A 14,918-nucleotide genomic window follows, 5' to 3' on the forward strand; every position below is an offset into this window, starting at 1 on the left:
CCTCCCCGGGGTCCCCCGCGCCTACGTTTATAGAGTCGGTCCGATCGGCTGCGGAGGGGACAGCCGATCGGCCGGCTTTTTCACGTTGCGGGGATGGTGGCAGGCCGCCGCATGCCCCGGGTCGTAGACCTCCAACGCAGGTTCATCCGACGCGCAGACCTCGGTGTTCCACGGACACCTCGTATGGAAGCGGCATCCGCCGGGCGGATCCGTCGGGCTGGGCACGTCGCCTTCGAGGACGACGCGCTCACGCGCCTCGTTGCGCCGCGGATCCGGAATCGGCACCGCCGAGAGCAGAGCATTGGAATAGGGGTGGATCGGCCGGTCGTAGAGACCGTCGGTGCCCGAGTTCTCGACAACCTTGCCCAGGTACATGACCGCGACCCGATCGGAGACGTGGCGGACCACGCCGAGATCGTGCGCGACGAACAAGAAGGACAGGCCGAGTTCGTCCTGCAGATCCTTGAGCAGGTTGACGATCTGCGCCTGCACCGACACATCGAGGGCAGATACCGGTTCGTCGGCGACGATCAGCTTCGGCTCGAGGGCCAGCGCGCGGGCGATGCCGATACGTTGCCGCTGACCACCGGAGAACTCGTGCGGGTAGCGGTTGTAGTGCTCCGGCCGCAGACCCACCCGGTCCAGCAGTCCCTGCACCCGGCGTTTGAGGTCAGCGCCACCGGCAAGACCGTGCAGCGCCATCGGGTCGCCGATGATCTGTCCGACGCGCTTGCGGGGGTTCAGCGACGAGAACGGGTCCTGGAAGATCATCTGCATCTGCCTGCGCAGTGGGCGTAACTCCCGCCGGGACATGCCCACCAGTTCCTGCCCCATGAACTTCACCGACCCGGAGGTGGGTGCGGTCAGTTGCAGGATGGCCCGGCACAGCGTCGACTTGCCGCACCCGGATTCGCCTACCAGCCCCAGGGTTTCGCCTTCGTTCAGAGTCAGGCTCACGCCGTCGACGGCGTGCACCCGTCCCACCTCGCGCTCGACGACGACGCCCGATTTGATCGGGAAATACTTGACGAGGTCGGTGACCTCGAGCAGCGGCGCCGTCATGACCGCACCCTCGCCTTCTCGTCCAGCGCGAGCCAGCAGCGGTCGAGATGAGTACCGCCGTCGCTGGGGTCCAGCGGAGGCGGTTCGGCACAGTGATCGAACTCGAAGGCGCACCGCGGCGCGAAACGGCATCCCGTGGGCGGGTCGAGCAGCGACGGCGGTGCCCCCGAGATCTGCGCGAGGCGTCCGCCGCGGGGTTGGTCCAGGCGAGCCAGGGAACCGAGCAGGCCCCACGTGTACGGGTGCTGCGGGGCGTAGAAGATGTCGTCGAGACTGCCGTCTTCGACGATCTGGCCCGCATACATCACCACCACCCGGTCGGCGATCTCGGCGACGACGCCGAGATCGTGGGTGATCAGCACGACGGCCAGATCGCGGTCCCGGTTCAGATCGGCGATCAGCCGCAAGATCTGCGCCTGCACCGTCACATCGAGCGCGGTCGTCGGCTCGTCGGCGATCAACACCGTCGGCTCCAGGGCGAGCGCCATCGCGATCATCACGCGTTGGCGCATACCGCCGGAGAACTCGTGCGGGTAACTGCTTACGCGCCCTTGGGCATTCGGGATTCCCACCGACGTGAGCAGTTCGACTGCCCGGGCGAGTGCCGCTTTCTTGGAGACGTCGCGGTGGGCGCGGATCATCTCGGCAATCTGGTCGCCGACGCGGTACACCGGGTTCAGCGACGACATCGGATCCTGGAACACCATGGCGATCTCCTCGCCGCGGATGTCGCGCAGGCCGTCGTCGTCGAGACCGGTCAGCTCGCGGCCGCGGTAGGTCACCGATCCGGTGATCCTGGTGTTGGGGGCGCGGGTCAGCCCGGTCAGTGTCTGGGCGGTAACACTCTTCCCGCAGCCGGATTCGCCCACGATGGCGAGGATCTCGCCGGGAGCCAGATCGAACGACACTCCGTCGACGGCTTTGACGATGCCGTCCTCGGTGGCGAAGCTGACCCGCAGGTCGTCGACCTTGAGCAGTGCGTCGCTCATGCCGGCGCCGCCTCTCCCAGCCGGATCCTCGGATCCAGCACCGCATACGCGATGTCGACCACGGTGTTGAACAGCACGATGAAGAACGCCCCGAACATCGTGACCGCCATCAGCGGCGGCAGATCGAGGCTGCGGATCGCCTCACCGGCGTAGAGGCCCACGCCGTCGAGGTTGTACACCGTCTCGGTGAGGATCGCGCCGCCGCCGACGACCATGCCAAAGTCCAGCCCGAACAACGTCACAATGGGAATCATCGAGTTGCGCAACACATGCCGGACGCGAACCTGCCGGTCGCTCAGCCCCTTCGCCTTCGCGGTGCGCACATAGTCCTCGTTCATCGCATCGAGCATGTTCGAGCGCAGCACGCGGCTGTAGAAGCCGATGAAGAGCACCGCGAGCGTGAACCACGGCAGCACAAGGTGATACGCCCAGTCCAGCGGATCCTCGGTCAGCTCGACATAGCTTCCGGTGGGGAACAGCTGCACCTTGAAACTCAGGAAGTACAACAGGATCGCGGCGAGCCAGAACACCGGCATCGAGATGCCCACCAGTGAGAGCACCGTCAGCGCGCGGTCGGCGAACCGGCCCGCGTGCACGGCGCTCAGGTACCCGAACAGCACCGCCAGTGACATCCAGATCACCGCCGCTCCGATGCACAGCGAAAATGTCGCAGGCAGGCCTTCCCAGATCTGTTCCACCACATTGCGATTGCTCGCATACGAGGTGAGCTGGCCGGTGAAGATCTCCTTCATCATCGTCACGTACTGCACCGGCAGCGGCTGATCGAGGCCGAGGTCGGCGTTCACCCTGGCGATGAGATCCGGGTCAGCGTTCTTGCCTGCGATGCGCGCGGCGGGATCAGAGTTCGGAATCACGTTGAAGATCAGGAACACGATGACCGAGATCGCGAACAGCACCGCGATCATCCCGAGAAGCCGTCTGGCGGCGAAACGGGCCATCAGTGTTCCAGTCTTATGCGGGCCTTGGGATCCAGCGCATCCCGCAGCCCGTCACCGAACACGTTGAGCGCCAGCACCGTCACGACGATCATCAAGCCGGGGACGATGGTCAGGTGTGGCGCGGTGTAGATCAGCTGATAGCCATCGGCGATCATCGTGCCCCATGAGGCATTCGGCGGACGGACACCCGCGCCGAGGAACGACAGCGCCGACTCCAGCAGCATGTTGTTGGCGATGTTGAGCGTGAAGAACACGATGATCGTCGAGATGATGTTCGGCAGGAGTTCGGCCACCATGATGCGCAACGGTCCCATGCCCTGCGCGACAGCGGCCTCGACGAACTCCTTCTCCCGCAGCGCAAGGATCTCCCCGCGCAGCGGCCTGGCCATGTAGGGGACGTACACCAGGCCGATGATGAGGATCGGGATCCAGATCGAATCCCCGGCAATCGCAATGACTCCGAGCTTGAGACCGCCGATCGCCAGCGCGGTGCCCAGCGCGATCCCGAGTAGCAGGACGGGGAACGCCCAGATGACATCGAGGATGCGCGACAGCACCGCGTCGATCCACCCGCGGTAGTAGCCGGCCAGCAGTGCGACGATGACGGCCAGCACCGTGGTGAACGCCGCCGCGGCGATGCCGATGTAGATCGACGTGCGTCCACCGTAGAGCAGCCGCACCATGACGTCGCGTCCGTTCTGGTCGGCTCCCAGCAGATAACGCCCGTGCAGCCCGGGCCCGAGCGGAGTTCCGTCGGGGGCGACGATGTCGGTCTCGACGCCGTCGATGACGACGGTGTCGGTGATGTGGTTGTCGTTCGGTCCGGTGTGGGCCACGTGATCGGCCCACAGCGGGGCCGCCAGGCAGGCCACCACGATCAGGACGAACATAACGCCGCAGCCGAGCGCAACCTTGTTGCGGCGCAGCCGAAGCCACGCGAGGTACCACGGGTTGCGGCCCTGGATCTGCGATTTCGGGACCCCGGCGGGTGCCTCAGGGACGGCGACCACGGCCGACTACTTGATGGCGAAGGAGGAGTAGTCCTGGTTGAACAGCAGATGGTGATAGGACTTGTCGAAGTCCATCCGCTCGGACAGGAACGTCGTGAACTGCTCGTTGCCGTACGGGGCCCAGACCGCCTGCTCCATGTAGGCGCGGTCGAGGTCGGCGTAGGCCTGTTCGACACCTTCGTCGGTCAGCTGCTTGGTGAGCAGTTCGTCCATCGTGGCGTTGTTGGCTGCGATGTTGGCCCGCGACAGGTTGTTGCCGTTGGTCGGCAGAATGCTGTCGCCGTGCAACAGCGGGCGGAAGAAGTCGTCGGGGTGCGGGAAATCTTGGAACCAGTCGGCGAATCCGGTGTCGACGTCGGGGGTGGACTGGTTGCCGATGGTGGTCCAGTAGACGTCACCGGCGATGACCTTCAGCGTGGCGTTGAAGCCCAGCTGGGTGAGCAGGTCGTGGTAGTACTCACCGATGCGCTTACGGTCGGGCTCGTCGTCCGTCCAGACCGTGATATCTCGGTCGGCCGGATTTGCTTCGGCAAGAAGCTGTTTCGCTTTGTCCATGTCGGGGCCGGGGTAGAGCTCGTACTCCTGATAGCCCGGCATGCCCGGTGGCAGCACCTGCTGTGTCGGATGCAGCCTGCCACCGAAGATCCGGTTCAGCGCTTCGGGGTCGATCGCGTAGTTGATGGCCTGACGCACCTTGAGGTCGTTGAACGGTGCGCGCTCGGTGTTCATGAACATGTAGTACGTGTTGATCGAGTCCTCCATCCGGAACCGCTCGGAGTAACGCGATTTCAGCTCCTGCAACCGGTCCGACGGAGGTGGGTCGATCATGAAATCGACCTTGTTCTGGATGATGTCGGTGACCTGGGCGCTCTGGTTCTTGTTCTCGATGAGCGTGATCTTGTCGACTCCCGCGTCGGCGACCTCGGAGGCCCCGGCGTCCTTGACGGTCTGGAAGTTCGGGTTGCGTTCCATCGTCAACGTCCGCGGTGCGTCGACGGAGCTGAACATGAACGGTCCGCTCGACGGCGGCGGGTTGTTCGTCGCGTCCTCCGTCAACGGTGTCGACGGCGGGACCGGTGCGGCGAACATCAATCCGAGCAGATTGTCGAATGTGCCATTGGGAGCGGTCAACTGGATGGTGATGTCGCCTGTCGCGTCATCGGTGGTGATGCCCGAGATGGTGTCGGCGGTGCCGTCGGCGTACTCTTTGGCACCCGCGATGACGTCGTAGAACACCGAGCCACCCGAATCCGCTTTGAACAGGCGCTGAATCGCATAGGTGAAGTCCGACGCCTTGATCGGAGTGCCGTCCGAATACTTCATATCGGGACGCAGTTTGAGCTTGTAGGTCAGGCCGTCCGGGGAGATCTCGGGGAGGGCTTCGGCCAGGCCGGGCACCACTTCGGTGCCCTCCTTACCCGCGGCGTGCTTGTAGGTGAGCAAAGGCGTGTAGACGTTCCACAGCACCTCCCAACCCTCCAGCGTGTACGACAGCTGCGGGTCGATGTAGTCGGGGAATGACGTTGCGTTGATGGTGATGTCACCGCCCTCGCCGCCTCCGGAGCTGTCATCGCTGCCGCAGGCGGCCACCCCGAAGGCGGACAAGGCTGCGATGCAGGCGACGATCAGTGCTTTCCGCGCCACGCGCAGTGTGTGCATTGCAATTCCCCTGCTTTGTCGGCGGTGTCCAGTACAGCTCTACGCCTCTGCGCGGGCCGCTATGGAGTTTTGTGGAAATTTCCCGGACGGCAACTCGAGCTTCACAGCTTTCTTCCAGGTTGTTCATTGCGGGGGTTTTCGAGTGCACGACGAAAACGGAGGTGGCAGTGGCTTTTTCGTGCGCGTCAATGACGATCGAACAAATTGCTGTAATTGCGAAGCAGTGGACTTCGAGTGTGCGCCCAGATCGGTGTTCCAACCGATCCTGCGATCTGAGCGCACACTGTGTCGACTTCTAAGGCGTTGTTGCAGTGGTCTTTTCGAGCCAGCGTCGACCGGCCTTGACGGCGCGGGAAAGGGCACCCCACTCGCCGATGTACGCGGCCACCGCCCCGACGCCGGGGAGCAGCCCGAGGTAGCGGATGGGTCCGCGAGGATGCGGACGCTTGGCCAGTTCATCACCGATGGCGTCGAAGAGGCCCACGAGATTCCAGACGGCTTTGACGATCCCCGACGGGCTGTGCGGCAGCGACGCCAGTGGCCTGCTGGTGTCACCGTCGTAGACGACGACGGACAGATCCCTGCCGCAGAGCACCGATGCCAGCATGCGTACCTGGGTCCGTTGATCGGTGACGCCGAGCTCGCGGGCGACCGCGCACAGCGCGACCGCCTGGCTGACGAACCCCAGCAGGTCCTGGATCGGCAGCTGGCGGGCGACGACGCCGAGCGCGCCGGGGAACGCGACGGGCAGGGTGTTCAGCGCGCCGACCCGCCACACCCACCAGTGGATCCGCGCGTCGACGTCCATGTCGTCCCACGCCGGGGTGCCGGGCACGTCGATAGCGTTGAGCACCCGTCCGATGGCATCGTCGCGACGCTTGAGGTCGAACGGATCGGTTTCCCAGAGCACGTCGAGCAACGGGTTGATGATCCGCACCGCGCCGGTCAGGACCGCCTCGACCCCGGCGTCCGTGATCTGCACGTCGGGTGCCGGCAGGGAGGACAACAGCAGGTTCACCGTCTCATCATGACCTGCGGGCCCTCACCTCAAACGTCTAGAACTTCAGATAGCCGCCGTCGAGGCGCAGCACGTCGCCGGTGTGGTAGCTGCTGGCCGGGCTCGCAAGATAAACCGCGACACCGGCGACGTCGTCGGCGCCACCCCATCGCCGGGCCGGAACGCGCGGCAGCACCCGCGAGCTGAAGCGCTCGTCAGCCAGCCCCTCGGCCGTCATCTCGGTGTCGAACCAGCCCGGCGCCACCGTGTTGGCGCGGATGCCGTGCTTGGCGAGTTCGACGGCGAAACTGTCCACCATGGAGGTCACACCGGCCTTCGATGCGGCGTAGGCGGGTTGTCGGGGCATGCCCTGGAACGCGCCGAGGCTCGAAACTCCGACCAGGCTGCCTCCGTGTCCGGCTGCGACCATCTGCCGGGCCGCTTCCCGCAGGGTCAGGAACACGCCGTCGAGGTCGACCCGGGTCACCGAGCGAAACTCCTCCAGCGAAGTGTCAAGGACGGGAGTGAACTTTCCGCGGATGCCTGCGTTGGCAAAACAGGAGTCCAGCCGGCCCAATTCGTCCCGGATGTGGGCCATCGCATCGGTGACGGCCCGCTCGTCGGTGACATCGCACGCCACCGGCAGCACCGGGTTGCCGTGGGCGCGCAGCGACGCGGCGGCGTCGTCGAGGCGAGCGGCGCTGCGGCCGATGATCGCGACGGCGGCGCCCGCGCGGGCGAGCCCGTCGGCCATCCCGAGCCCGATCCCCGAACCTCCGCCCGTGACGACGGCGACGTGGCCGGTGAGATCGAACGGGTTGGCCTCGGTTCTGGTCACGCCCGTGACCTTACTGAGTGGCACATCCGCTGAGCACCGGGGTCACAGCTCTACTCAGGTTGCTCGCCGCGAGACGCCAAAAGAGACGTAGTGGACTACGCAAGAACTCCTCTCCTGCGGCGGCTTAGCTCGGAATCAGCTGACGCGAGGTCAGCCAAACACATTCACGAGGGGATCCGAGGACACTTCCATGACCATCAAACTGACTGCTCGAACACTGGCCCAAACGGCTGCCATCGCCGCCGCTCTGACGGCAGTTGCCGCGCCGGCCCCGGCGCTGGCCGCACCTGACCTGCCCTATGGGCCCGACACCTGTATCCAAGGCCTGGTGTGGCGGGAGGCCCGCCCCGGCGACACCGTCTGCGTCACACCGGGATTCCGCTCCAGCACGGCGGCGCAGAACAGCGCCCCGTACGCCAACAAGGTGCCCGCCAGCATCAACTGCGTGTCCGGATTCGTGTGGCGGGAGGCCTTCGACGGGGACATCATCTGCGTCACGCCGGATATTCGTTCACAGAACTGGGCCGCCAACGCAGCCGCACAGCAGAACTACCAGCGCAACAACTGAACGGGGCTCACGCCGGCCTTCGTCGCGCGAAGGCCGGCGCTCGCTCGGGCAGCACGCCCACCCCGACCAGGTAGGCGGGTATCGCCGTCACCCACGGGGCGCGTTCGACCACACCGGCAAACCGGGGAAGCGGCGCGGTGCCGCCGCGCACGATCGGGCCGAGCATTCGCTTGTCCATCTGCAGCTGGAATTCCTGCGTCACCGCGGTCGGGACGATGCGACGACGTTGCACCGCCGCGAGGTCCTTGTCGGACACCGTGCCACTGCGCAACGGTTCGGCCAGAAGCCGTGCCGCTGCCACCCCATCCTGGACGGCGACGTTGATTCCGACGCCACCGGCCGGTGACATCGCATGCGCGGCGTCTCCGATGCAGAGGAGACCGGGAGTGTGCCAGCGGCGCAACCGATTCAGCTTGACGTCCAGCATCTTGACGTCGTCGAGGGTGGTGATCGAGTCGACGGTGTCGCCTGCTTCGGGCAGGAGCTCGAGGACGTCCGCGCGGAACGCCGCGAGACCGCGGGCACGTTCGGCGGCATCGCTGCCCTTGGGGATGAGCAAGGCGATCTGCAGGTAGCCCTCGCGCGGAATGACGATCATCGCCTTGCCCGGCTTCATGCGCGGCACCAACGTGTAGATCGTGTTGTCCCGGTGCCGGGGCAACCGGAACCACCACACGTCGAAGCTCACCGGGAACTCGCGGACCTCGAGGCCGGCGTCGCGCCGGACGAGCGACGCGCGCCCGTCGCATCCGATGGTGAGGTCGGCACGAAGTTCACCCTCACCGTCGAGGTCGCGATACCGGACGCCGGCGACGCGGCCGCCGTCGTGCACAAGCCCGATCACCTCGGTGTTCATCCGCAGCGTGTACGTGGGTTCGGCGGTGCCCGCCTCGGCGAGCAGGTTGAGCAGATCCCACTGCGGAACCATCGCGATGTAGGGATGAGGAAGTCCGCGCAGCCGGCTGAAGTCGACCATCGTCACCGAGCGGCCCGGTGCGACGTCGAACTGGGCCTTGCTGATCCGGCTGTGCGGCAGTGCCTCGAACTTGGGCCACAGCCCGAGCTCGTCGAGAAGCCTCAATGTGGTGGGATGCACTGTGTCGCCGCGGAAGTCGCGCAGGAAGTCCGCATGCTTCTCCAGCACGGTGACGTCGACGCCGCCGCGCGCGAGGATCAGCCCCAGCACCATGCCGGCGGGGCCTCCCCCGACGACGACGCAGGTGGTCCTTGTGGTCATGACGTCATCGTTGCCGACCGGGCGGAGACGGGCGAACGTTTCGGCAACTTGGCCCCTCGTGTCGACTGGAAGGCGTAGCGTCCGACCTACCAGACAGTCAATTAGGGGGAACGATGCGAAAACTGGTCATGTCGGGAGCTGCGGCGGCGATGCTGCTGGGTTCCCTGGGCACCGCGGGCATCGCGAATGCGGGCCAAGCGACACTTCCCACCCCTGACCCCGTCGTGCAGATGCTGCCGAAGACGCCCTCCACGGACCTGCTGGATTGCTATGGCACCACCGGCAACATGGGCTGCGGGCCTGGCTGGTTCTGGCGTGACGGCTGGCGCGGCTGGGCCTGCTACCCCTGCTGACGATGAGGACTGACACGATGATCAAGAAGACGCTGTCTGTCGCGGCAGGCGCCGCAGCAATGACATGTGGGGTAGTCGTCGGCGGATTCACAACCGCCGCAGCACAACCCATCGACTATGCGACTCTGCCCGTCAATCCGAACGCGGTCACCGATTCCTCGGCGTGGGTTGCGGAAGCGCCCGTAACGAACCCGGAGGGGCAGCCCGGTGTGATGGCGTTGTTCACCCATCGCGACGGCAGTCGCACGGTGACCGACACGATCCTGGTACTCGACGACGCCGCCGGCGCGGCATCGGTGTTGAGCCAGGGACGTGCGGGGCTGGGAAGCGAGATTGCGAACGCGACGACGCAGCCCGCGCCGGTTGGGACCGACGGGATGATCACCAGCGGAACGTCTTTGGACAACTCCCGGTCCATCTCGGCGCTGACCTTTACCGAGGGCAACACCGTCACCACGATCGAGTTCGAAGGTGCTCCCACCGACCCGGTGCCGCCGGACCTCGTCATCGACTACGGCCGCATGCAGGCAAGCGCGATTCAGGCGGCCTTGTCTGCCTGACGGATCCACCTCGTGTTCCTCAGCCCGGGCCGCGGTCACGAGGGCGACCCGTAGAGGATGCGGGTTTTCGACGCTTCCGTCGCACTTCCGCGCGTCCGGCGAGGTCGACGGCCAGGTTCAGATCCATCAGGTAGAGGGCGGCATCGGCTGCTGCGAGGAGGAGTTGGGAACAGCCAAGGAGGCCCGCGAGCACCTACCGGGCGGTCCGACGATGGGAAGTCGCTGAGAGCGCGGCGATTCACCATTGCGCATTTTGGCTGGTGGGTTACGGTCTGGGGCATTATGGATCTGCACCTGACGGGTAAGACCGCAGTCGTGACCGGGGCGAGCAAAGGCATCGGGTTGGCGATCGCCGGGGCGCTGGTTGATGCCGGGGCGTTCGTCATCGCGGGCGCCCGTACGTGCAGTGACGAGCTTCGCGAGCTTGAGGCTGCGGGTAACGCGACGTTTGTGCCCGTTGATCTGGCAGCCGCAGACCAACCGGCGCAGCTGATTTCGGCCGCCGTCGAGCGTGGCGGGCTGGACATCCTGGTCAACAATGTCGGCGCCGCGACGCCCCGTCCAGGCGGATTCGCCACAGTGACCGACGACGAGTGGAACGCCACCTGGAACCTCGGTGTGATGGCCGCTGTGCGGACCACCCGCGCGGCCATCCCCGAACTTCTCAAGAGCGAGAGCGGGTCGATCGTCATGATCGGTTCGGTGAACGCATTTCTGCCCGACCCTGCCCTACCGGACTATTGCGCCATCAAAGCCGCGCTGACCAACCTGACGAAAGGGTTGTCGAAAGAGTTGGGGCCCAAAGGTATCCGCGTCAACTCCGTCAGCCCCGGCCCTGTCGTCACCCCGTTGTGGTTCGGCGACGGCGGCGTCGCGAGCACGTTCGCCGACGCCAGCGGGCAATCGCCGGAGGACGTCGCGCAGTCCGTCGTGGAGAACACGCCGCTGGGACGATTCAGCACCCCGGCCGAGGTGGCCGATCTTGTGGTGTTCCTGGCCAGCGACCGCGCCGCGAACATCACCGGAGCCGACATGACCATCGACGCCGGGATGATTACGACCGTCCGATAGCGCGCACCGCTTCGCCGGGAATTCCGGCGCAATCACACACCGGGCCATACAGTCACTCCGGACAGCGCCGCGCCGTCAGCCACGGCCATCGCAGCGAGAGAGCTCTATGGACATCAACAGCATCACCGAAGTGGTCCGCCGCCCCACTGATCCGCTGGGATCACCGTGGCGACCGGGGGATGCCTGGTTGGCCGGCGGGACGTGGTTGTTCTCCGATCAGCAACCCGACCTGCGGCGGCTCATCGACCTGGCTCCACTGGGATGGGACGAACTGGTGGCCGACGAGACGGGACTGTACATCGGCGCCATGTGCACCATCGCCGATCTGTACGCTTTCGCGGCGCCGGCGGAATGGGTGGCGGCCGGAGTTCTACACGTCAGCTGCGAGGCGTTCCTCGCGTCGTTCAAGGTGTGGAACTCGGCGACGGTCGGCGGCAACATCTGCATGTCGCTGCCCGCCGGGCCGATGATCACGCTGACTGTCGCGCTGGAAGCCACCTACACGCTGCAGGCGACCGATGGCACCCAACGCCGGGTCGCTGCCATCGATTTCGTCTCGGGGAACCACGAGAACGTGCTGTCTACGGGCGAGGCCCTGCGCTGCGTGCACATCCCGGCGCGCACACTCCAGAAGCGGCATCTCCACAGGAGGTTCTGCCTCACCAAGATGGGCCGGTCGACCATCTTCATGGTCGCCACACAAACGTTCGGCACCGACGACATGTCGGTGACGATCACCGCGGGCACCACGCGGCCGATTCAGCTGCAGTTCGACGCATTGCCCAGTCACGCCGAATTGCGTTCTGCCATCGACGCTTTACCCGAGGACATCTGGTTCGCCGACCCGAATGGCACGCCCGCACACCGACGGCACCTCGCGCGGCATTACGCCGAGGAGATGCGTATCGAGCTTGAGGCTTCAGCATGACCTACACGGTGAACGGACACAGTTTCGATTCGGAGCCCGTCCCCGGCCAATGTCTGCGCACGTTCGTGCGGTCCCTCGGTGCCCTGGGTGTCAAGAAGGGTTGTGATGCGGGCGATTGTGGAGCCTGCACTGTCTGGCTGGACGGACGCCCCGTGCACAGCTGCATCACGCCCGCCTTCCGTGCCGAAGGTCGCGAGGTCACCACGGTCGAGGGGCTGGGCTCCGCCGATGACCTGCATCCGGTGCAGCGGCAGTTCCGCGACGCCCCGGGATTCCAGTGCGGATTCTGCACAGCCGGGATGATCATGACCGCCGCGGCTCTCACCGACGAGCAGAAGCGCGATCTGCCGAGGGCGCTCAAAGGAAACCTGTGCCGTTGCACCGGCTATCGGGCCATCGAGGACGCCGTGAACGGCGTGACGGCGATCGAGGACGCGGCGCCGGGTTGTGCCGTCGGGACCAGCGTCGGCGCACCGGCGGGGAACGAGGTCGTCACCGGGCGTGCCGAGTTCACCATGGACACTCACATCGACGGTCTGCTGCACCTGAAGGTGCTGCACTCCCCGCACGCGCACGCCCGCATCGTTTCCATCGACACCACAGCCGCCCTCGCTGTGGCCGGGGTGCATCGTGTCTTCACGTGGGAAGATGTTCCGCGAAAACGCTTTTCGACCGCGATCCACACCGATCATCTGGTCGATCCCGATGACACCTACATCCTCGACAACGTCGTCCGCTTCGCCGGCCAGCGTGTGGCCGCCGTACTGGCGGACTCCGTCCGTGCCGCGGAGGAGGGTTGCCGCCGAGTCGTCGTCGACTACGACGTGCTACCCGCTGTCTTCGATCCTGAGGAAGCGATGGCACCGGGTGCCCCTCAACTGCACGAGGCGCATGATCCGTTCGTCCTCGACCCGGCACGAAACATCCTGCTGGAGTTGCACGGCCAGATCGGCGATGTGCAACAGGGTTTCGCACAGGCCGACGTGATTCACGAAGCCACGTACTGCACCCCGCGAGTCCAACATGCGCACCTGGAGACGCACGGCTGCATCGCGTGGATGGACGACGGGAAGCTGACCGTGCGCACCGCCTCCCAGTCGCCGTCGATCGCCAAGATCAAACTGTCGTACCTGTTCGGCCTGCGACCCGACCAGGTGCGAGTGTTCTGCAAGCGAGTCGGCGGCGGCTTCGGCGGAAAACAGGAAGTGATCTCGGAGGACCTGGCCGCACTGGCCACCTTGGCGACGGGACGTCCGGTCTCCTTCGAATACACCCGGGAAGAGGAATTCACGACGGCGTCGCCGCGCCACCCGATGAAGATCACCGTGAAGCTCGGTGCCCGCGCCGACGGCACTCTGACCGCGCTGCAGTTCCACAACATCTCCAACACGGGCGCGTACGGCAATCACGGCGGTGAGACACTGTTCGCCGCCGGTGCCGCGATCGCGCTCTACCGTTGTCCCAACAAGAAGTTCGACGCCTACTCGGTGTACACGAACACCGTCCCCAGCGGCGCGCTGCGCGGATACGGCATGACGCAACCGGCGTTCGCGGTCGAGTCCGCGATCGACGAGTTGGCCCGCAAGCTCGGCATGGGCCCCGCAGAGTTGCGGCGCCGTAACATCGTCCGGCCCGGCGACGCGCTGCTGGCCATCGCCGATCATCCCGACGACGTCGAGTTCACCGAGGACGGGATCCTCGAATGCCTCGACCTGGTCGACGCCGCGTTGCGCCGGACATCGGGGGAGGCGACTCCCGACGGGGATTGGCTCGTCGGCACCGGCATGGCCAGCTCGCTGCACGAGACGGCACCGCCAACAGATCACCTCTCCGATGTCTCAGCCACGCTGCGAGACGACCTCCTCTACGAGATCGCTGTCGGTACTGTGGAATTCGGCGAAGGTACCTCCACGGCGCACGTCCAGATCGCGGCCACGCAGCTGGGCACCACACCCGCCAGAATCGCGCTCGTACAGTCCGACACGGACCGGACCGGCTTCGACACCGGCGCATTCGCCAGTGCCGGCCTGTTCGTCGCCGGGAATGCGGTGTCGAAAGCCTCGGCCGCTCTGCGCGATTCGATCCTGAGGTTCGCGGCCGAACACACCGGGACACTGTTGTCGGAGTGCGCGATGGACGACGACGGCGTGCGCTGCGGGAGCGTCCGGATCTCCTTGGCGGACGTCGTGGAAGCGGCCCGGGGCCGCGGCATCCGGTTTACCGAGGCGCGCAAAGCCTTCGGTTCACCGCGCAGCGTCACGTCGAACGCGCACGGATTCCGGGTGGCGGTGCACCGCTTCACCGGCGAGATCCGGATCCTTTACAGCGTGCATGCCACCGATGCCGGTGTCGTGATCAACCCCGCGCAGGTTCGGGGTCAGGTCGAAGGCGGTGTCGCACAGGGGATCGGATTCGTGCTGACCGAGAACCATCAGATGGACGGCGGCGTGGTCGTCAACCCGAATCTGCGCAACTACCGGATTCCCACCTACGCCGACGTTCCCCGCACCGAGGTGCTCCTCGTCGACTCGACCGACTCCGTCGGACCGATGCGGTCCAAGGGTATGGCTGAGTGCTGCATCAACCCGGTGGCCCCAGCACTGGCCAACGCCGTGGAGGACGCGACGGGCGTGCGGTTCCGCGAGTTGCCATTGACACCAGATCGCATCTACGACCGGTTGAGTTGA

Annotated in this window: 14 protein-coding genes; 6 read left to right on the forward strand and 8 right to left on the reverse strand. The window is 65.8% G+C overall.

The annotated features are described in order from the left end of the window. Window positions 1–27: 27 nt before the first annotated feature. From P9A17_RS01205 to P9A17_RS01235, 7 genes are all read right to left on the reverse strand, one after another. Window positions 28–1,062: a dipeptide ABC transporter ATP-binding protein gene (locus P9A17_RS01205; protein ID WP_278036768.1), complete on the reverse strand. Its 1,035-nt coding sequence runs from the start codon at window positions 1,060–1,062 to the stop codon at window positions 28–30. Then, window positions 1,059–2,051 (reverse strand): ABC transporter ATP-binding protein, encoded by a 993-nt coding sequence (locus tag P9A17_RS01210; RefSeq protein WP_278036769.1) that lies wholly within the window; start codon window positions 2,049–2,051, stop codon window positions 1,059–1,061. The genes P9A17_RS01205 and P9A17_RS01210 overlap by 4 nt, the downstream gene beginning before the upstream one ends. Then, complete coding sequence (locus P9A17_RS01215) at window positions 2,048–3,010, reverse strand: ABC transporter permease (RefSeq protein ID WP_278036770.1); 963 nt, start codon at window positions 3,008–3,010, stop codon at window positions 2,048–2,050. The genes P9A17_RS01210 and P9A17_RS01215 overlap by 4 nt, the downstream gene beginning before the upstream one ends. After that, window positions 3,010–4,020 carry an ABC transporter permease gene (locus P9A17_RS01220; RefSeq protein WP_278036771.1) on the reverse strand — a complete coding sequence of 337 codons (1,011 nt, stop codon included), beginning with the start codon at window positions 4,018–4,020 and terminating at the stop codon, window positions 3,010–3,012. Before P9A17_RS01220 ends, P9A17_RS01215 begins: the two co-directional genes overlap by 1 nt. A gap of 6 nt (window positions 4,021–4,026) precedes the next feature. Continuing rightward, on the reverse strand, window positions 4,027–5,679 hold the full coding sequence (locus tag P9A17_RS01225; RefSeq protein WP_278036772.1) for an ABC transporter substrate-binding protein: 1,653 nt from the start codon (window positions 5,677–5,679) through the stop codon (window positions 4,027–4,029). A gap of 295 nt (window positions 5,680–5,974) precedes the next feature. After that, on the reverse strand, window positions 5,975–6,697 hold the full coding sequence (locus P9A17_RS01230; protein WP_278036773.1) for a hypothetical protein: 723 nt from the start codon (window positions 6,695–6,697) through the stop codon (window positions 5,975–5,977). A gap of 37 nt (window positions 6,698–6,734) precedes the next feature. Continuing rightward, window positions 6,735–7,514 carry an SDR family oxidoreductase gene (locus P9A17_RS01235; RefSeq protein WP_278036774.1) on the reverse strand — a complete coding sequence of 260 codons (780 nt, stop codon included), beginning with the start codon at window positions 7,512–7,514 and terminating at the stop codon, window positions 6,735–6,737. 190 nt (window positions 7,515–7,704) lie between these two features. On the opposite strand from P9A17_RS01235, the gene P9A17_RS01240 reads away from it, so the two are divergent. Further along, entirely contained in the window at window positions 7,705–8,082 is a 378-nt protein-coding gene (locus tag P9A17_RS01240; RefSeq protein ID WP_278036775.1) for a hypothetical protein, read from the forward strand. A 7-nt stretch (window positions 8,083–8,089) separates the two neighbouring features. Here the strand turns inward: P9A17_RS01240 and P9A17_RS01245 are convergent, their stop codons facing one another. Beyond that, entirely contained in the window at window positions 8,090–9,319 is a 1,230-nt protein-coding gene (locus P9A17_RS01245; RefSeq protein ID WP_278036776.1) for an FAD-dependent oxidoreductase, read from the reverse strand. Between the two features lie 113 nt (window positions 9,320–9,432). Between P9A17_RS01245 and P9A17_RS01250 the strand changes: the two genes are divergently transcribed. The 5 genes from P9A17_RS01250 (at window position 9,433) to P9A17_RS01270 (ending at window position 14,918) form a co-directional block, all read left to right on the forward strand. Beyond that, window positions 9,433–9,672 (forward strand): hypothetical protein, encoded by a 240-nt coding sequence (locus tag P9A17_RS01250; protein WP_278036777.1) that lies wholly within the window; start codon window positions 9,433–9,435, stop codon window positions 9,670–9,672. A 2-nt stretch (window positions 9,673–9,674) separates the two neighbouring features. Beyond that, the gene (locus P9A17_RS01255) at window positions 9,675–10,232 is read left to right on the forward strand and encodes a hypothetical protein (protein ID WP_278036778.1); all 558 of its coding nucleotides are present in this window, start codon (window positions 9,675–9,677) and stop codon (window positions 10,230–10,232) included. A 282-nt stretch (window positions 10,233–10,514) separates the two neighbouring features. After that, window positions 10,515–11,303: an oxidoreductase gene (locus tag P9A17_RS01260; protein ID WP_278036779.1), complete on the forward strand. Its 789-nt coding sequence runs from the start codon at window positions 10,515–10,517 to the stop codon at window positions 11,301–11,303. Between the two features lie 106 nt (window positions 11,304–11,409). Further along, window positions 11,410–12,231 (forward strand): FAD binding domain-containing protein, encoded by an 822-nt coding sequence (locus P9A17_RS01265; RefSeq protein WP_278036780.1) that lies wholly within the window; start codon window positions 11,410–11,412, stop codon window positions 12,229–12,231. Beyond that, window positions 12,228–14,918: a molybdopterin-dependent oxidoreductase gene (locus P9A17_RS01270; protein ID WP_278036781.1), complete on the forward strand. Its 2,691-nt coding sequence runs from the start codon at window positions 12,228–12,230 to the stop codon at window positions 14,916–14,918. The genes P9A17_RS01265 and P9A17_RS01270 overlap by 4 nt, the downstream gene beginning before the upstream one ends.

Origin of the sequence: Mycobacterium sp. 236(2023), from assembly GCF_029623955.1 — a bacterium.
GTDB lineage: Bacteria > Actinomycetota > Actinomycetes > Mycobacteriales > Mycobacteriaceae > Mycobacterium.